The 17,773-nt window shown below is 68.9% G+C and carries 18 protein-coding genes; 9 read left to right on the forward strand and 9 right to left on the reverse strand.

Annotation, left to right across the window (positions count from 1 at the left end; translation table 11 throughout):
- Window positions 1-102 precede the first annotated feature (102 nt).
- The gene (locus tag BN973_RS17995; protein WP_036469867.1) at window positions 103-336 is read left to right on the forward strand and encodes a hypothetical protein; all 234 of its coding nucleotides are present in this window, start codon (window positions 103-105) and stop codon (window positions 334-336) included.
- An 11-nt stretch (window positions 337-347) separates the two neighbouring features.
- Here the strand turns inward: BN973_RS17995 and BN973_RS18000 are convergent, their stop codons facing one another.
- From BN973_RS18000 to ctaC, 4 genes are all read right to left on the reverse strand, one after another.
- Window positions 348-980 (reverse strand): DUF2561 family protein, encoded by a 633-nt coding sequence (locus tag BN973_RS18000; protein WP_036469868.1) that lies wholly within the window; start codon window positions 978-980, stop codon window positions 348-350.
- Window positions 980-1,933: an MmpS family transport accessory protein gene (locus BN973_RS18005; RefSeq protein WP_036469869.1), complete on the reverse strand. Its 954-nt coding sequence runs from the start codon at window positions 1,931-1,933 to the stop codon at window positions 980-982. Before BN973_RS18005 ends, BN973_RS18000 begins: the two co-directional genes overlap by 1 nt.
- 182 nt (window positions 1,934-2,115) lie before the next feature.
- Window positions 2,116-2,535, reverse strand: a complete 420-nt coding sequence (locus BN973_RS18010) for a cytochrome c oxidase subunit 4 (protein WP_036469870.1) — start codon at window positions 2,533-2,535, stop codon at window positions 2,116-2,118.
- Window positions 2,536-2,543: 8 nt separating this feature from the next.
- Window positions 2,544-3,644, reverse strand: coding sequence for an aa3-type cytochrome oxidase subunit II (gene ctaC / locus BN973_RS18015; RefSeq protein WP_084163446.1), 1,101 nt, complete (start codon window positions 3,642-3,644; stop codon window positions 2,544-2,546).
- Window positions 3,645-3,797: 153 nt separating this feature from the next.
- Between ctaC and asnB the strand changes: the two genes are divergently transcribed.
- Entirely contained in the window at window positions 3,798-5,768 is a 1,971-nt protein-coding gene (gene asnB / locus BN973_RS18020; protein WP_036472645.1) for an asparagine synthase (glutamine-hydrolyzing), read from the forward strand.
- Window positions 5,769-5,917: 149 nt separating this feature from the next.
- On the opposite strand, the gene BN973_RS18025 is transcribed toward asnB, so the two are convergent.
- Window positions 5,918-6,892 (reverse strand): carbohydrate kinase family protein, encoded by a 975-nt coding sequence (locus BN973_RS18025; RefSeq protein ID WP_036472647.1) that lies wholly within the window; start codon window positions 6,890-6,892, stop codon window positions 5,918-5,920.
- 193 nt (window positions 6,893-7,085) lie between these two features.
- On the opposite strand from BN973_RS18025, the gene BN973_RS18030 reads away from it, so the two are divergent.
- Window positions 7,086-7,757: an Rv0361 family membrane protein gene (locus BN973_RS18030; RefSeq protein ID WP_036469871.1), complete on the forward strand. Its 672-nt coding sequence runs from the start codon at window positions 7,086-7,088 to the stop codon at window positions 7,755-7,757.
- A 10-nt stretch (window positions 7,758-7,767) separates the two neighbouring features.
- Here the strand turns inward: BN973_RS18030 and BN973_RS18035 are convergent, their stop codons facing one another.
- Window positions 7,768-8,124, reverse strand: a complete 357-nt coding sequence (locus tag BN973_RS18035; RefSeq protein ID WP_025735110.1) for a HesB/IscA family protein — start codon at window positions 8,122-8,124, stop codon at window positions 7,768-7,770.
- Between the two features lie 70 nt (window positions 8,125-8,194).
- The gene (locus tag BN973_RS18040) at window positions 8,195-9,271 is read right to left on the reverse strand and encodes a glycerate kinase family protein (protein ID WP_036469872.1); all 1,077 of its coding nucleotides are present in this window, start codon (window positions 9,269-9,271) and stop codon (window positions 8,195-8,197) included.
- Window positions 9,272-9,514: 243 nt separating this feature from the next.
- Here BN973_RS18040 and BN973_RS18045 point away from each other — a divergent pair, with 243 nt between their 5' ends.
- The 4 genes from BN973_RS18045 to BN973_RS18060 are packed head-to-tail and all read left to right on the forward strand — an operon-like array spanning window position 9,515 to window position 12,524.
- Window positions 9,515-10,150 carry a DUF3043 domain-containing protein gene (locus tag BN973_RS18045; protein ID WP_232232215.1) on the forward strand — a complete coding sequence of 212 codons (636 nt, stop codon included), beginning with the start codon at window positions 9,515-9,517 and terminating at the stop codon, window positions 10,148-10,150.
- Window positions 10,151-10,177: 27 nt separating this feature from the next.
- On the forward strand, window positions 10,178-10,714 hold the full coding sequence (locus tag BN973_RS18050; RefSeq protein WP_036472648.1) for a bifunctional adenosylcobinamide kinase/adenosylcobinamide-phosphate guanylyltransferase: 537 nt from the start codon (window positions 10,178-10,180) through the stop codon (window positions 10,712-10,714).
- Window positions 10,711-11,775, forward strand: a complete 1,065-nt coding sequence (cobT, locus tag BN973_RS18055) for a nicotinate-nucleotide--dimethylbenzimidazole phosphoribosyltransferase (protein ID WP_139830112.1) — start codon at window positions 10,711-10,713, stop codon at window positions 11,773-11,775. Before BN973_RS18050 ends, cobT begins: the two co-directional genes overlap by 4 nt.
- Window positions 11,772-12,524: an adenosylcobinamide-GDP ribazoletransferase gene (locus BN973_RS18060; RefSeq protein WP_036469875.1), complete on the forward strand. Its 753-nt coding sequence runs from the start codon at window positions 11,772-11,774 to the stop codon at window positions 12,522-12,524. Before cobT ends, BN973_RS18060 begins: the two co-directional genes overlap by 4 nt.
- A 195-nt stretch (window positions 12,525-12,719) precedes the next feature.
- On the opposite strand, the gene BN973_RS18065 is transcribed toward BN973_RS18060, so the two are convergent.
- Together BN973_RS18065 and gcvT are read right to left on the reverse strand one after the other, a co-directional pair.
- A complete protein-coding gene (locus tag BN973_RS18065) occupies window positions 12,720-13,826 on the reverse strand; it encodes a branched-chain amino acid aminotransferase (RefSeq protein ID WP_036469876.1) in 1,107 nt (368 codons plus the stop codon).
- 55 nt (window positions 13,827-13,881) lie between these two features.
- Window positions 13,882-14,985 carry a glycine cleavage system aminomethyltransferase GcvT gene (gcvT, locus tag BN973_RS18070; protein WP_036469878.1) on the reverse strand — a complete coding sequence of 368 codons (1,104 nt, stop codon included), beginning with the start codon at window positions 14,983-14,985 and terminating at the stop codon, window positions 13,882-13,884.
- 31 nt (window positions 14,986-15,016) lie between these two features.
- On the opposite strand from gcvT, the gene BN973_RS18075 reads away from it, so the two are divergent.
- Both BN973_RS18075 and BN973_RS18080 read left to right on the forward strand, forming a co-directional pair.
- Window positions 15,017-16,102 (forward strand): adenylate/guanylate cyclase domain-containing protein, encoded by a 1,086-nt coding sequence (locus BN973_RS18075; protein WP_036469880.1) that lies wholly within the window; start codon window positions 15,017-15,019, stop codon window positions 16,100-16,102.
- Between the two features lie 40 nt (window positions 16,103-16,142).
- Window positions 16,143-17,690 carry a leucyl aminopeptidase gene (locus tag BN973_RS18080; protein ID WP_036469881.1) on the forward strand — a complete coding sequence of 516 codons (1,548 nt, stop codon included), beginning with the start codon at window positions 16,143-16,145 and terminating at the stop codon, window positions 17,688-17,690.
- The last annotated feature ends 83 nt before the right edge of the window (window positions 17,691-17,773 follow it).

A 17,773-nucleotide genomic window follows, 5' to 3' on the forward strand; every position in this document is an offset into this window, starting at 1 on the left:
ACCGCTGACAACCTGGCCAACTCACGCTTGACGCTACGCCACAGGTAGGCGGCTACCGAACGTGACTGTGTGAAGCGGCCCAAAAGTGGGGATGGCTGTTTGATGGCGATTCAAGACTGGAACGACGCACCCGAGATTCATCCGTCGCAGATTCGAGTGGGTGACGTCATCGGCACGATTCGTCCCACCGCTCTTCGCTACACGGTCAAGATGATCGGCTCACCGCACACGGGTCCGCGGCAGTGGACGTTTTTCTGCCGTGACGACGGAGGTCTGCAGCACACCAGCACGTTCCGGGAGGACGAGTTGGTCCGCAGGTACACCAAAGCGTCGTGACCACCGACCGACTAGGTCGCGGCGATTTCGCGGCGTAGCTGCCGAACGTAGAGCCACTCGAGCGCCGGCATCGCCGCGGTGACGACCGCGGCCAGTCCGTAGCCGGCCCACGACAGACCGTCCTGCGCGACGGCCATCGAATAGGTCGCGGCGGCGACGGCAATCAGCGCGATGCCCATCGTGCCGGTCAAAACGACGGTGCCGCGCAAGAAGATTCGGTCCACGGCCTCGCCGGACCACTCCCCGGTGTCGCCGGTTTTCTGGGCACGCTGCGGGCGCACCCGCTCGACGACGGTTCGGGTGGTGGACTGGCGGACGGGCGGGCGTCCCTGCAGGGCCGTCGACCGGACGATCGGCGGTTCGGTCTTGGTCAGCCGGCGGGCCCGCAACAGCACCGGGATGGCCCCGGCGATGATCAGGGCGGACACGATGATCACCGTGTACAACACCCACGGCGTGCTGTGCGTGTTCCTGGCCGCGCTGTGCAGGCCGCCGCCCAGCTCGGCCAGCGCGACGGCAGCGGCCACGCTGACGCCCAGCAACAGCAGCCAGATCGCGGCGCAGGTGCCCAGCAGAAGTCGATCGATGACATCCGGCGGAACGGTGTCGGACCCGCGTCGATACGCGGAGTATCTGCTGACCATCAGCAGCTCGTCTGGGGCTGGTCGGCGTTGTTCGCCGACAGCACCGTTCCGTCGCTGGTGGTGATCGAGCAGTTGAGCCGGCTGACCCGGAACAGACTGGACGCCTGCACCGAGCCGACGTCGGATTGCGAGATCGGTGTGACCGTCATCGACCACGGGATGTACACGTTGTGCTGGGTGCGGGAGCGGCCGGAGGCGTCGACGTAGGTCACCGAGATGATGTCGCCCGGCGCCTTGGTCCCCGTCACCGAATAGGTGACCTGTCGCGGACCGGCCGGCGTCGTCGGCGGCGGGGGCGCCGGTGGCGGGGCCGCGGTGGCCGACGTGGTAGCCGGCGCGGGTGTGGTGGACGGCGCGGGAGGTGGCGGCGGCGGAGGCGGGGGCGGTGGCGTCACCGTCACAGTCTGGGTCTCCGTAGCTGTCGGGGGCGGTGGCGGCGGTTCGGTGGTGGTCGGCGGGGGCGGCGGTTTGGTCGTGGTGATTTCGTCCTGCACCGGCGGCGTCGACGAGGTGCTGGTGCCCGGATTGGCGAGTTGGCTGGCGTCGGTGCGAGCGAACAGCAGCGACACCGAGACCACCAGCGCGATCGCGGCCACGATGGCCGCCACGCCGACCACCCACGGCCAGCGTGGCGCGCCGTCGTCGTCATCGTCGTCGTCGGGTGCGTCGTCGTAGTTCTCGTAGTCGTAGAGCCTCAGGTCGGCCGGCAGATAGGGGCCGCTGATGAAATGCTCGGACTCGGGAGCGGAGTACGCGCGCGAATACGCGTCGGTCTGGCCGGTCTGCTCTGGCGCCGGGATCGCGCCGCTGTCGCCGAACGGTTCGGCGTCCAATGCGTGGTCGTGCTCGTCTAATTCGTCGCCGGGCTCGCTACCGGAATGCGGTTCGTCGTCGACCGCCCTGGCGGAATCGGATTCGTCGGGTTCCCATCCCGGGTGTTTCGGCCCGCTCATGTCTGCCTGCCCTGTCCAACTGCCTCACCTGCGCACGGGGCTTCAGGGGTACCTCGTGTCGCGCGCGATCCGGAGATTCTCATGTGCCTGCGCAAACCCTACCGAACCGAGTGGCGCAAAGAAGTCTTGGCGAACGGGCGACAGCTCAACTGATGCCCGGATTGTTACCTTTGAGATGCAAATCAGTGCTTCTCGGGGCCTACGTAGTACTCGAAGACCAATCCGGCGGCCGAAGCAAGGATGAACGCGACGCCGGCGACGATCAGCCACGGCAGCCACAGCGCGATGCCCACCGCGGCGACCGAGCCGGACAGCGCGAGCATCAACGGCCACCAGCTGTGCGGGGCGAAGAATCCCAATTCTCCTGCACCGTCGCTGATTTCGGCGCCCTCGTAGTCCTCGGGCCGGGTATCGAGGCGACGGGCCACGAACCGGAAGAAGGTGGCCGTGATCAACGCCAGACCGCCGGTCAGCGCCAGCGCGGTGGTGCCCGCCCACTCTTCACCACCGGTGGCGAACATCGCGGTCAGCACCCCGTAGAGCACCGCGGTGACGACGAAGAACGCGGCGATGAATTCGAACAGCCTCGCTTCGATATGCATTGCGTGTCCTAACCTACTGGTTGGGTCAGTTCGCCGCGGCGGGTGTCGAACGGATGAGTGGTCACCGCCACCGGTGACTGGGCGATCGCCTGCAACGCTTGGGCATTCGTCTTTCCGTCGATCCGCTGCTGCAGATAAGCCTTGAAGTCATTGGGCTCGACGACTCGGACCTCGAAGTTCATCATCGAGTGATACGTGCCGCACATCTCGGCGCAATGCCCGACGAAGGCCCCGGTCTTGGTGATCTCTTCGACCTGGAACACGTTCACCGAGTTGTTCTGCTTCGGGTAGGCCATCACGTCGCGCTTGAAGAGGAATTCCGGCACCCAGAAAGCGTGGATGACATCGGCTGAGTTCAATACGAATTCGATGCGCTTGCCGGCCGGCAGCACCAGCACCGGAATTTCCTGAGGGGTCCCAAGGGTTTCGACCTTGTCGAAGTTCAGGTAGGTCCGGTCCTCGGTGTTCAGGCCGCGCACCGGCCCGACGCGCTCCTCGCCGTGCTCGTCCTTGCCCTCGGGCTTGGAGACCATCGCCTTCTTGCGGGCCTCGTCGGCGCCGTCGTAGCTGAGCGTGCCGTCCTTGAAGTTGACGCTCTGATAGCCGAACTTCCAGTTCCACTGGAAGGCCGTGACGTCGATCACAACTTCGGGGTTCTTGTCCAGATGCAGCATCTTCTCCTGCACCACGACCGTGAAGTAGAACAGCACCGAGATGATCAGGAACGGCGTCACCGTGAGCACCAGCTCGAGCGGCATGTTGTAGCCGAACTGCCGGGGCAGCTCGGTGTCCGTCGCCCTCTTGCGGTGGAAAGCCGCCGACCAGAAGATCAGTCCCCACACGATGACCCCGACGACCAGCGAAGCGATCACCGCGCCGATCCACAGCTCCCGGTTCAGGTGGGCCTGCGGGGTGATGCCCTCGGGCCAGCCCAGAGCAAACACCGTCTGCCAGCTGCATCCGCTGAGGGTCAGTGCCAGCAAGCCCAGCGTCGCGGCCAGCGCCAGCGGTCGAAGTCGACGGGAAAGACCCCTGGGTGCGTCTGGCGAACGGCGCTGAAATATGCCCTGCGACAAACGCTGCGAACGGAACTGCCCGCCGGGTGTCACGTTGGCGCCTCCTGCTCGAACGTCGAATACTACGCAGCGTAGACCACGCCGCTCGGCCCGGCGACTAAACCCCGACCGGTCGGGCGCCGCGTCGTCGCGACCGGCCCGGTGCGGTGTCCCCAACCATCGCCGAAGTACGGCATATTGGTGGCCGTGTGTGGACTGCTGGCGTTCGTCGCGGACCCGGCCGGCCTGGATGCGACCGGCTCCGATCACGCGGCCGCCGCGGCCCGAGCCGACAGCGCCATCGCCCGCTCGTCGCACCTGATGCGCCACCGCGGCCCCGACGAGCCGGGCACCTGGACGGATCCCGGCGCCGACGGGTCGGTCGTGTTCGGTTTCAACCGGCTGTCGATCATCGACATCGAGCATTCGCATCAGCCGCTGCGCTGGGGGCCGCCCGACGCGCCCGACCGTTACGTTTTGGTGTTCAACGGCGAGATCTACAACTACCTCGAGCTGCGCGACGAGCTGACCGCCCGGCACGGCGCCGCGTTCGCCACCGACGGGGACGGCGAGGCGATCGTCGCCGGCTACCACCACTGGGGCTCCGAGGTGCTGACCCGGCTGCGCGGCATGTTCGCGTTCGCCCTCTGGGACACCGTGACCCGCGAATTGTTCTGTGCCCGTGACCCTTTCGGCATCAAGCCGCTGTTCATGGCGACCGGCGCCGGCGGCACGGCGGTGGCCAGCGAGAAGAAATGTCTGCTGGATCTCGTCGAATTGGTGGGGTTCGACACCGCGATCGACACCCGAGCCGTCCAGCACTACACCGTGCTGCAGTACGTGCCCGAGCCCGAGACGCTGCACCGCGGGGTGCGCCGGCTCGAATCGGGCTGCTACGCCCGGATCCGGCCCGGGTCAGCGCCGCGGGTCACCCGCTACTTCGCGCCGCGCTTCGCCGCGGTGCCGTTGACCCGCGACACCGAGCAGGCCCGCTACGACGAGATCACCGCGGTGCTCGAGGATTCGGTGGCCAAGCACATGCGAGCCGACGTCACCGTCGGGGCGTTCCTGTCCGGCGGCATCGACTCCACCGCGATCGCGGCGCTGGCCATCCGGCACAACCCCCGGCTGATCACGTTCACCACCGGCTTCGAGCGCGAGGGATTCTCCGAGATCGACGTCGCGGTGGCCTCGGCCGAAGCGATCGGCGCCCGCCACATCGCCAAGGTGGTCAGCGCGGGCGAGTTCGTCGCCGCCCTGCCCGAGATCGTCTGGTACCTCGACGAACCGGTCGCCGACCCGGCACTGGTCCCGCTGTTCTTCGTCGCCCGCGAGGCCCGCAAGCACGTCAAGGTGGTGCTCTCCGGCGAGGGCGCCGACGAGCTGTTCGGCGGCTACACGATCTACCGAGAACCGTTGTCGCTGAAGCCCTTTGACTATCTGCCGCGGCCGCTGCGGCGTTCGATGGGCCGGGTCTCCAAGCCGCTGCCCGACGGCATGCGCGGCAAGAGTCTGCTGCATCGCGGTTCGTTGACGCTCGAGGAGCGCTACTACGGCAATGCCCGCAGCTTCTCGGACGCCCAGCTGCGCGACGTGTTGCCCGGGTTCCGCGAACAGTGGACGCACACCGACGTGACGGCCCCGGTGTACGCCGAATCGGCGGGCTGGGACCCGGTGGCGCGCATGCAGCATGTCGACCTGTTCACCTGGCTGCGCGGCGACATTCTGGTCAAGGCCGACAAGATGACGATGGCCAACTCGCTGGAGCTTCGGGTGCCGTTCCTGGACCCCGAGGTGTTCGCCGTCGCGTCCCGGCTACCCGTCGAGGCGAAGATCACCCGCACGACGACGAAGTACGCGCTGCGGCGGGCGCTGGAACCCATCGTCCCCGCCCACGTGCTGCACCGGCCCAAGCTGGGGTTCCCGGTGCCGATCCGGCATTGGCTGCGCGCCGGCGAGCTGCTGGAGTGGGCCTACGCGACGGCGGACGCCTCGCAGGCCGGGCACCTGGTCGACACCGCCGCCGTGCGCCGGATGCTCGATGAGCATCGCAACGGCGTCAGCGATCACAGCCGCCGGCTGTGGACGGTGCTGATCTTCATGCTCTGGCACGCGATCTTCGTCGAGCACACCGTGGTGCCCCAAATCAGCGAGCCGGTATATCCGGTCCAGCTCTAGCGCGCGGGCTCGGCGTTCGGTGTGAACTCACGGCTTTGGGTGTGACCCCTGGGCGCGACCGCCCGGCGTGTCGCCACCGCCAGCGCACACCGGCCGCCCTCAGCGCACACCCAAAGCCGTGAGTTCACACTGAATGAGGCCCGAGCGGCTTAGGCCAGCACCGCGGCGATCTCGGCGGCCGCCTCGTCGCCGTAAGCGCCCGCCAGCCGCGTCTTGGCAACCTCGTGATCCCACGTCCACTCCTGGGTGCCGGTCGACTCGAGCACCAGCACGGCCACCAGCGAGCCCAGCTGGGCCGAGCGCTCGAGGCTCAGCCCGGCGGTGCGCCCGGTCAGGAAGCCGGCCCGGAACGCGTCACCGACGCCGGTCGGGTCGGTCTGGCTGTTCTCCGGCACCACGCCGACGTGCGTGGTGGTGCCGTCTTTGTCGACGATGTCGACGCCCTTGGCACCCAGCGTGGTGACCCGCAGACCGACCTTCTCCAGCACATCGTTCTCCGACCAGCCGGTCTTGTTGAGCAGTAGCTCCCACTCGTAGTCGTTGGTGAACAGGTAGGCGGCGCCGTCGATCAGCCTGTCGATCTCTTCCCCGGACAGCCGCGGCAGCTGCTGGGACGGGTCGGCGGCGAAGTCCAGGCCGAGCTTGCGGCACTCCTCGGTGTGCACCACCATCGCGTCGGGGTCGTTGGCGCCGATGATCACCAGATCCGGCTTGCCCACCGACGAGACGACGTCGGCGAGCTTGATGTTGCGGGCCTCCGACATCGCACCCGGGTAGAACGACGCGATCTGGGCCATGTCCTCGTCGGTGGTGCAGGTGAACCGCGCGGTGTGCGCGGTCTTGGAGATCAGCACGTTCTCACAGTTGACGCCGTGGCGCTCCAGCCATTCGCGGTATTCGCCGAAGTCGTCGCCGGCCGCGCCGACCAGAGCGACGTCGCCGCCGAGCACACCGATGGCGAAGGCGATGTTGCCCGCCACGCCGCCCCGATGGATCACCAGGTCGTCGACCAGGAAGCTGAGCGATACCTTCTGCAGATGCTCGGCCAGCAGATGCTCGGAGAACCGGCCGGGAAAACGCATCAGATTGTCGGTCGCTATCGAACCGGTCACCGCGATCGTCACGAAAATTCCACCCTTCATCGGTAAGCGCGTCCAGCCTACCCACGCGTTTCGCCCCCCCGGCAGACACCGCCAGCGTCCGCAGTCGGCGAACGGGTGTGCGCTAGCCTCCCTAGGGAACTCACTCAAGTCGCCGGGACCGAATACTCGGGCGGTACCCGCTCGTGGTCGGTGTCTACCAACTAGGAGAACCACAATGGGCGGTCCGCACTCGCCGAATCACGCTGTCGGCGGCGACGGACCCGTGCCCTACACCGAGCCGGTCGACTTTCCGCACGACCCTCCGGTCGGCGAGGCCCCGTTCCCGGCCGCCGGACCCGGCGAACCGCCGCCCGGCCCCTACCCCGGCCCGCCCGCGCCGCCACCGGACTATCCGAAACGGCGCTCCACGCGACGGCTGATTATCGGGGTACTGGCGGCGGTTGCGCTGGTCGCGGCGATGACGGCGGCGATCGTGTACGGCGTCCGCACCAACGGCGCCAACACCGGGGCCGCGTTCTCCGAGGCCTCGGCCAAAACGGCGATCCAGGGCTACCTGGACGCGCTGGGGAACCGCAACACCGACGAGATCGCCCGCAACGCGCTATGCGGGCTCTACGACGGGGTGCGTGATCGCCGGTCGGACCAGGCGCTGGCCAAGCTGAGCAGCGACGCGTTCCGCAAGCAGTTCTCGCGGGTCCAGGTGACCTCGATCGACAAGATCGTGTACCTGTCGCAATACCAGGCTCAGGCGCTGTTCACGATGCAGGTGTCGCCTGCCGCCGGCGGCCCGATGCGCGGCCAGGTCCAGGGCGTCGCGCAGCTGTTGTTCCAGCGCGGCAACGTGCTGGTGTGCTCGTATGTGCTGCGTACCGGGGGCTCGTACTAGCCCGTCCGGCTCAGTTGAAGGAGTCCCCGCAGGCGCACGATCCCGTGGCGTTCGGGTTGTCGATGGTGAAGCCCTGCTTCTCGATGGTGTCCACGAAGTCGATCGACGCGCCTTCCACGTAGGGCGCGCTCATCCGGTCCACCGTCAGCGTCACACCACCGAAGTCGGCGGTCAGGTCGCCGTCCAGCGAACGGTCGTCGAAGAACAGGTTGTAGCGCAGGCCGGCGCATCCGCCCGGCTGAACCGCGATGCGCAGCGCCAGGTCGTCGCGTCCCTCCTGGTCCAGCAGGGACTTCGCCTTGGTGGCGGCGGCCTCGGTCAGGATTACGCCATGGGTCTTGGCGGTCGACTCGTTCTGCACCGTCATTGCTTCTCCTACATGCCTGTTGTTGGGTAGGTGCCCGGGCACCCGAACCACTCGGGTAAAACCCAATGCCTCAACGGTACCTCGCAGGACCGCTATTCCCGAGTCGCGCCGCCACCTGTGACGCTAATCCCATCAGCTGGTTTGCCGCGTCGGCCAGCGCCAAGCCCACCGAGCCCGCGTACTCGGCCATCGACAGCGCGGACATGATGCCCGCCGTTCGCACCGCGGTTTTCTCCAGTCCGACCTGCCCGGCCAGCACAATCACCGGAATTCCCAGCGGGCCGGCGGCCGCCGCCAGCGAGCCGACCACCTTCCCGTGCAGCGACTGCTCGTCGAACTTGCCTTCGCCGGTGACGATCAGCTCGGCGATATCGAGGTCGTCGGCCAAATGGGTGTGCTCGGCAATGATCGCGGCGCCGGACTCGCAGCGGCCGCCGAGCGCCAGTAGGCCCGCCCCGATACCGCCGGCCGCCCCGGCCCCCGGCTCGGAGCTGACGTCGCGCCCGGCCACGGCCTCCAGGTGCAGCGCCCACGCCTCGAGACGGACTTCCAGCGCCGCGACGGTGGCGGTGTCGGCGCCCTTCTGCGGGCCGAACACGCGGGCCGCGCCCCAGGGGCCCACCAGCGGATACTCGGTGTCCGAGGCGGCGATCAGCTCGACATCGGCCAGTTGGTGCCGAGCGACTTCCAGGCCGCCCAGCTCGGCGATCATGCCTTGCCCGCCGTCGGTGCACGCGCTGCCGCCCAGGCCCACCACGATCCGCTTGGCTCCGACCCGAAGCGCCTCGGCGATCAGCTGGCCGACTCCCCTGCTGTGCGCCGTCAGCGCGGTCTCCGAGTCGGCCGGCCGGCCCAGCAGTGCCAGGCCGCAGGCCTGCGCGATCTCCAGGTAGGCGGTCGCCGTCTCCGGATCCCAGACCCACTCGGCATCCACCATGGCGTCCAGCGGCCCGATGACCTCGATGTGCCGCTTCTGCCCTATCCGATTGGCCAGCACCTCGATGAACCCCGGGCCGCCGTCGGACTGCGGGGCGACGATGAACTGGTCGCCGGGGCGAGAGCGGGTCCATCCGGTCGCGATGGCGGCGGCAGCTTCTAGCGCCGAAAGGCTGTCGCCGTAGCAATCCGGGGCCACCAATACCCGCATAGCCGGCAGTTGCAAACGACCCGGAGAAACACCATTGGCAACATCATCCGAGGCCATCGAGCCGTCATCCATCACCCGTAGCCGTTCATCACCGTTAAGGGTAGGTCCAACTATCGCGCGGCCGCAGAGCTATCGCGATGCCTGACGGGCCCATTCACCGAACGGGGCCGGCCGCGAAGTAACCTGGCGGTTGTGAAGTTGTTGGGCCGTAAGAAAACCCAAGCAGAGGTCGGCGAAGACGGTCTGGTGGCGCCCGCCGAACCCGACGCCGTCCTCGACACGGCGTCTCGCGGGTCGGCCAGGACCGGCCCCAAGGGCCGGCCCACGCCCAAGCGCGAAGCCGCCCGGCGAAATGCCAAGAAGGGCCCCGTCGCGCCGGCTCCCAAGACCGCCGCCGAGGCGCGGGCCCGCCGCAAATCGCTGGCCGGACCCAAACTCAGCCGCGAGGAGCGCAAGGCCGAGCGCACCGCCAGCCGGGCCCGGATGACGGATCGCCGCGAACGCATGATGGCCGGCGAAGAGGCGTACCTGCTGCCGCGCGACCAGGGTCCGATCCGCCGTTACGTGCGCGACGTGGTGGATTCCCGACGCAACGTGCTCGGCCTGTTCATGCCCTCGACACTGGCGCTGCTGTTCATCATGTTCGGCGCTCCGCAGCTGCAGATCTACATCTCGCCCGCGATGCTGGTGATCACCGCGATCATGGGCATCGACGCCCTGATCCTGGGCCGCAAGGTCAGCAGGCTGGTCGACGCGAAGTTCCCGAGCAACACCGAAAGCCGATGGAAGTTGGGCCTTTACGCTGCCGGCCGGGCTTCGCAGATGCGCCGGATGCGGGCCCCCCGGCCTCAAGTCGAGCGCGGCAGCAATGTCGCATAACCGTTGCCGGAAAGCCTGCTGAACCCGGTGCGCACGCTGGTGCTCGGCGGGATCAGGTCGGGCAAATCCGAGTGGGCCGAGCAGGCCATCGCCGCGTCGCTGCCACCCGGGCAGCCGGTCCGCTACCTGGCTTCCGGGCGCGGCGACCAGGCCGACGAGGACTGGGCACAGCGGATTGCCAAACACCGCGTCCGTCGGCCCGCGCACTGGTCGACAGTCGAAACCCAGTGCATCACAACCGAATTGCGGCGGTCACCGGACACCCCGACCCTCGTCGACGACCTCGGCAGCTGGCTGACCGGCACCCTGGATCGCCACCGGGCCTGGGAGACCGGGTCGGTGGCCGCTCCCGTCGAGGAGATGCTCGGCGCGGTCGGTGCGTTCGAGGCCACGCTGGTGCTCGTCAGTCCCGAGGTCGGGTTGACCGTGGTGCCCGCCACCGCATCCGGGCGCCGGTTTGCCGACGAGCTGGGCGCCCTCAACCAGCGCGTCGCGGCCCTGTGCGAGCGGGTGGTGTTGGTGGTCGCCGGTCAGCCGCTCTCGATCAAACCGCCAGGGGCATGATGGCATTCGCGCCGATCTCCCCGCCCGACGCCGCCGCCGCGGCCGCTGCCCGCAAGCGCCAGGACACCCTGACCAAGCCGCGCGGCGCCCTGGGCCGTCTCGAAGACCTGTCCGTCTGGATCGCGTCATGCCAAGGGCATTGCCCGCCAACCCAATTCGAGCGTGCCCGGGTGGTGGTGTTCGCCGGCGACCACGGCGTCGCCCGGTCCGGGGTGTCGGCGTACCCGCCGGAGGTGACCGCCCAGATGGTCGCCAACATCGACGCCGGCGGCGCGGCGATCAACACGCTGGCCGCGATCGCCGACGCGACCGTGCGCGTCGCCGACCTCGCGGTGGACGCCGAGCCGCTCTCGGAGCAGATCGGCGCGCACAAGGTGCGACGGGCCAGCGGCGATATCGCCGTACGGGACGCTTTGACCGACGAGGAGACCGCCGGCGCGATCGCGGCGGGCCAGCGCATCGCCGACGAAGAGGTCGACGCGGGCGCCGACCTGCTGATCGCCGGCGACATGGGCATCGGGAACACCACCGCGGCGGCGGTGCTGGTCGCGGCGCTGACTAACGCCGAGCCGGTCGCGGTGGTCGGCTTCGGGTCCGGCATCGACGACGCCGGCTGGGCCCGCAAGACGGCCGCGGTCCGCGACGCGTTGTTCCGGTCGAAGCCGGTGCTGCCGGACCCCGTCGCGCTGCTGCGCTCGTGCGGCGGCGCGGATCTGGCTGCGATGGCGGGCTTTTGCGCCCAAGCCGCGGTGCGACGCACCCCGCTGCTGCTTGACGGCATGGCGGTAACGGCCGCCGCCCTGGTCGCCGAACGGCTGGCACCGGGCGCGCGGCAGTGGTGGCAGGCCGGTCACCGATCCACCGAACCGGGGCATGCGCTGGCCCTGACCGCACTCGACTTGGACCCGATCCTGGACCTGGGGATGCGGTTGGGCGAGGGCAGCGGCGCGGCGCTGGCGCTGCCGGTGCTGCGCGCTGCGGTGGCCACGCTGTCGTCGATGGCGACGTTCACCGAGGCCGGCGTCTCCGACCGACCCGGCGAGACAGTAACGTCCCCGTGATTCGTTCGCTGGCAACGGCTTTCGCGTTCGGAACGGTCTTGCCTGTACCGGCTTCCGGCACGATGAGCCGCGGCGCCATGACCGCGCTGCCGGTGGTCGGGGCGACCCTCGGAGCGCTGGCCGCGGGCATCGTCTGGGGCGGCTCGCTGGCTTTCGGTGCCTCCAGTCCGCTGCCGGGATTGCTTGCGGTGACAGCACTTTTGCTCGCGACCCGCGGGCTGCACATCGACGGCGTCGCCGATACGGCCGACGGCCTGGGCTGCTACGGGCCGCCGCCGCGCGCCCTGGCCGTGATGCGCGACGGGTCGACGGGGCCGTTCGGTGTCGCGGCCGTCGTGCTGGTGATCGTGTTGCAGGGCTTGGCATTTTCCGCGCTCGGGTCGACGTGGCCGCACGGGCTTTCCGCGATCCTCGTGGCGGTGACCGCCGGCCGGGTGAGCGCCGTGCTGGCCTGCCGTCGCTCGGTGCCCGCGGCCGACGGCAGCGCCCTGGGCGTGCACGTCGCGGGCACGCAGCCGCTGCCCGTCGTCGCCGGTTGGGTCGTGGTGCTGCTTGGGGTCTCGGTGGTGGCGGGCCCACGACCGTGGCAGGGGCCCGCCGCGGTGGTGTTGGCGTTGTGCTGCGGCGGCGTGCTGGTGCGGCATTGCGTGCGCCGCTTCGGCGGCATCAACGGCGACGTGCTGGGCGCCGCGATCGAACTGACCACGACGGTCAGCGCGGTGACGCTCGCGGCGCTGATCCGCTGCTAGCCGGCCCGTCGGCCGTTCTCTTGCGCCGAGCGTGAAACCAGCTTCACGCTCGAGCTAGTGCTCTTGCGCCGAACGCCCGGCCAGGGGGGCGCTCACGCCTGAATGCCCGGCTGACCGGGCGCTCGGCGAGGCAGAAGGCGCCCGGCAGACAAACGCGCTCGGCGAGGCAGACGCGCTCGGTGAGGCAAGGGGCCGCTAGCCGAGGCGCGTCATCCAGCCGTGCGTATCGGCGAAAGTCCCCCGCTGAATGCGGGTCAGCGTGTCGCGCAGGGCCATCGTCACTTCACCCGGTTGACCGTCGGCGATGGTGAACTCGGCATCGGCGTACTTCACCCGCCCGACCGGCGTGATGACGGCCGCAGTGCCGCAGGCGAATACCTCGGTGATCTCCCCCGCGGCCGCCTTCTTCTGCCACTCGTCGATATCGATCTTGCGCTCTTCGACCGTGAACCCAGCGTCAAGTGCCAACTGCAGCAACGAGTCCCGCGTTATGCCCGGCAGCAGCGAGCCGGACAGCTCCGGGGTGACCAGCCGCGAGGTGCCGCCGCTGCCCAGCACGAAGAACAGGTTCATGCCGCCCATCTCTTCGACGAACCGACGCTCGACGGCATCGAGCCAAACCACTTGGTCGCAACCGTTTTCCGCGGCCTCGGCCTGAGCCACCAGCGACGCGGCGTAGTTGCCGCCGAACTTGGCCGCACCGGTACCGCCCGGGCAGGCCCGCACGTAATCCGTTGACACCCAGACGTCGACGGGGTTGATGCCGTTGCGGAAATACGCGCCGGCCGGCGAACCGATCAGCAGGTAGCGGTAGTGCTTGGCCGGCCGTACGCCCAGTCCGGGCTCGGTCGCGAAGATGAACGGCCGCAGATACAGCGCCTCTTCGCCGCCGGCCTTGGGCACCCATGCGTTGTCGACCGCGACGAGCTGGCGCAGGGATTCGAGGAAAAGCCCGTCGGGCAGCTCGGGGATCGCGATCCGCCGGGCCGACGCGCGCATCCGGGCGGCGTTGGCGTCCGGGCGAAATGACACGATCGAGCCGTCGGCCCAGCGGTACGCCTTGAGGCCCTCGAACACCTCTTGCGCGTAGTGCAGCACGATCGCCGACGGGTCCAGCTGGATCGGGCCGTATGGGATAACCCGCGCGTCGTGCCAGCCCTGGCCCTCGTCGTAGTCGACCGACACCATGTGGTCGGTGAAGAACGTCCCGAATCCGGGGTCGGCCAGGATGGAGTCACGTTCGGCGTCGCTAGCGGGATTGGACGCGCGTTCGACGGTGAACTCGAGAAGGCCGCTCGTCATGCGCCGATTGTATATGCGCGTACCAATTGGTTTTTCCCGTGTGAAGCGGCGGTGGCTAGCGCGTTTTCAGCTCGACGAACGGCGGGCGCACCACTTCGCACTCCGCGGCGCGGCCGCGTACGTCGACGGTGACTCGCTGGCCGTCTTCGACCCCGGCGTCGGTGTCGATCAGGGCCAGCGCGATCCCGGCCTGCAGCGTCGGCGAAAACGTGCCGGATGTGGTGGCGCCCACCGGCTTTTCCCCGGCGAGCACCGTCAGCCCGGGCCGCAACACCCCCCGGCCCAGCATCCGCAGGCCCCGCAGCAGCCGCCGCGGTCCCGCCGCCTTCTCGGCCAGCAGCGCGTCCCGGCCGAAGAACGCGTCCTTCTTCCAGCCGATCGCCCAGCCGCAGCGGGCCTGCAGCGGCGAGATGTCGAGCGATAGCTCGTGCCCGTGCAGGGGGTAACCCATCTCGGTGCGCAGGGTGTCACGGGCGCCCAGGCCGGCCGGCTCGCCGCCCGCGTTGGACACCGCCGTCACCAGCGCGTCGAACACCACACCGGCGCTGTCCCAGGGCGGCAGCAGTTCGTAGCCGTGCTCGCCGGTGTACCCGGTGCGGCAGACCCGCACCGGCACTCCCGAAAACGAGGCGTCGGCGTAGGCCATGTAATCCATGTCGGTCGGCAGCCCCAACTCGGCCAGCACGTCGGACGATCGCGGTCCCTGCACCGCCAGCACCGCATAGGAGCGATGCTCGTTGGTGATCGTCAAACCGGCTTCAGCTGCGGCCTGCAGCGCCTCGACCACCGCGGCGGTGTTGGCGGCATTGGGCACCAGAAAGATCTCGTCGTCGTCGACGTAATAGGCGATCAGGTCGTCGATGACGCCACCGGATTCGGTGCAGCACAACGTGTATTGCGCCTTGCCCGGTTGGATCCGGCCCAGGTCGTTCGTCAGCGCGGAGTTGATGAACTGCGCGGCCCCCGGGCCCCGGACCAACGCCTTGCCCAGGTGGCTGACGTCGAACAGGCCCACGGTATTTCGCGTCGCGTTGTGCTCGCTGACGGTGCCCGCATACGACACCGGCATCAGCCAGCCGCCGAATTCAGCGAAACTAGCCCCCAGCTGACGATGACGGTCTTCCAGCGGTCCCTTGATCGGCTCCGGCGCGTCGCTCACGACGACCCACCCTAGTGGCAGACTTCGATAGGTGTTCGATTTCGATGAGCTGGAGGCCGCCGGAATCGCCAACCCACGCGAACGGGCCGACCTGATCAAGTACCTGGACGAGCTCGGCTTCACGGTCGACGAGATGGTGGAAGCCGAGCAGCGCGGCCGGCTGTTCGGCCTGGCCGGGGATGTCCTGTCGTGGTCGGGACGGCCGATCTACACGTTTGCGACGGCGGCCGAGCAACTCGGCATCGCCACCGAAGAGGTCGCCCGCGCCTGGGCCTTGCTCGGCCTGACCGCCGCCGGTCCCGATATCCCGGTGCTGAGCCAGGCCGACGTCGACGCCCTGGCGACCTGGCTCGCGGTACGGGCGGTGGTAGGCCAGGACGGCGCCTTTGGCCTGCTGCGAGTGCTGGGCGCCGCGATGGCCCGGCTCGCGGAGGCCGAGTCGACGATGATCCGCGCCGGGACGCCGGACATCCAGATGACCCACACCCATGACGAGCTCGCCACCGCGCAGGCCTACCGCTCGGTCGCCGAGTTCGTCCCCCGGCTCGGGGCGTTGATCGACATCGTGCACCGCCATCACCTGACCAGCGCCCGGACGCACTTCGAGGGAGTCTTGCGCGACACCTCGGCGTCGGTGGTGTGCGGCGTGGGATTCGCGGACCTGTCCGGCTTCACCGCGTTGACGCAGGCCCTGACCCCCGCGCAGTTGTCGCATCTGCTCAACGAGTTCGCCGGCACCGTGTCCGACGTCGTGCACGCCGACGGCGGCCGGGTGGTGAAGTTCATCGGCGACGAGGTGATGTGGGTCAGTTCGGCGCCCGAGCGGCTGCTGCAGGCGGCGGTTCATCTCGTCGAACACCCCAAGGCGCGCGAGGAGGGCCTGCAGGTCCGCGCCGGCCTCGCCTTCGGCACGGTCGTGGCCATCAACGGCGATTACTTCGGCAACCCGGTCAACCTGGCCGCCCGACTCGTCGCCGCCGCGGCGCCAGAACAGATCCTGGCCTCCCCCGAGCTGCGCGAGGCGTTGCCCGATTGCCCCGCCGTCGCCCAACCCCCGTTGACGCTCAAGGGTTTTGACGCCCCGGTCACCGCGTTCGATCTGCACACCGGGACGTAGCCGACCCAGGCCCCACCCCCGGTGACTAGGGTTATTGCGCGTGAGTATTGAACCGGGATACCAGGCTCCTGCTGTCACTGTCGCCTCGTCGCTGTCGAAACGCGGCGCGGGTTCGTCGGTATTGATCGTGCCGGTCGTCTCGACCGGCGACGAGGACCGGCCGGGCGCAACCGTCGTGGCCGTCGAACCCTTCCTGTCCGAGGAAGCCGTCGCCGAGATCCTCGCCGGCCTGCAGGCGCTGGACGCCACCGGGGGCAGCGAGCAGGTCCACCGGCTGGTGGTGTCGTCGCTTCCGGTGGCCAGCGTGCTCGCCATCGGTCTGGGCAAGCCGCAGTCCGAATGGCCGGCCGACACCGTCCGGCGCGCCGCCGGGGTGGCCGCGCGCTCGCTGGGCAAGGCCGAATCGGTGATCACCACGCTGGCCGAGCTGCCCGGCGCGGACGTCGCCTCCGCCGCGGTCGAAGGACTGATCCTGGGCAGCTACCGGTTCACCGCTTTCCGCAGCGACAAGACCGCGCCCAAGGACAAAGGGCTGAGCAAGATCACGATGCTTGCCACCGCGAAAGACGCCAAGAAGCAGGCCGCGCACGGTGCGGCCGTCGCGGCCGCGGTCGCCACCGCGCGCGACTTCGTCAACACCCCACCGAATCACCTGTTCCCCGCCGAATTCGCCAAGCGCGCAAGGACTTTGGGCGAGTCGGTAGGCCTCGAAGTAGAGGTCCTCGACGACAAGGCGCTGCAAAAGGAAGGCTACGGCGGCATTGTCGGTGTCGGCCAGGGCTCGTCGCGGCCCCCGCGGCTGGTGCGGCTGATCCACCGCGGTTCGAAGCTGGCCAAGAAGCCGAAGCAGGCAAAGCGGGTGGCCCTGGTCGGCAAGGGCGTCACGTTCGACACCGGCGGTATCTCGATCAAGCCCGCTGCCTCAATGCATCACATGACCTCGGACATGGGTGGAGCCGCCGCGGTGATCGCGACCGTCACGCTGGCTGCGCGGCTCGAGCTGCCGATCGACGTGATCGCCACCGTGCCGATGGCCGAGAACATGCCGTCGGCGACCGCACAGCGCCCGGGCGACGTGCTCACCCAGTACGGCGGCATCACGGTCGAGGTGCAGAACACCGACGCCGAGGGCCGGCTCATCCTGGCCGACGCCATCGTGCGGGCGTGCGAGGACAAGCCGGACTATCTGATCGAGACGTCCACGCTGACGGGTGCGCAGACGGTCGCGCTGGGCGCGCGCATCCCCGGCGTGATGGGCAGCGACGATTTCCGCGACCGGGTCGCGGCGATCTCCCAGCAGGTGGGCGAAAACGGCTGGCCGATGCCGCTGCCCGACGAGCTCAAGGAGGACCTGAAGTCCACGGTCGCCGACCTTTCCAACATCAGCGGGCAACGCTTCGCCGGCATGCTGGTGGCGGGGGTGTTTCTGCGCGAGTTCGTCGCCGACGGCGTGAGCTGGGCGCACATCGATGTGGCCGGCCCGGCGTTCAACACCGGCAGCCCGTGGGGGTACTCGCCGAAGGGCTCCACCGGTGTACCGACCCGGACGATGTTCGCGGTGCTGGAAGACATCTGCGAAAACGGCTAGAAAACGGCTAGAGCCCTGCCGAACGTGAAACTAACTTCACGCTCGTCCGGGGGCGGCGTCCGCGGGCGCCGTCCGAGCGCACC

This window comes from Mycobacterium triplex (genome assembly GCF_000689255.1).
GTDB lineage: Bacteria > Actinomycetota > Actinomycetes > Mycobacteriales > Mycobacteriaceae > Mycobacterium > Mycobacterium triplex.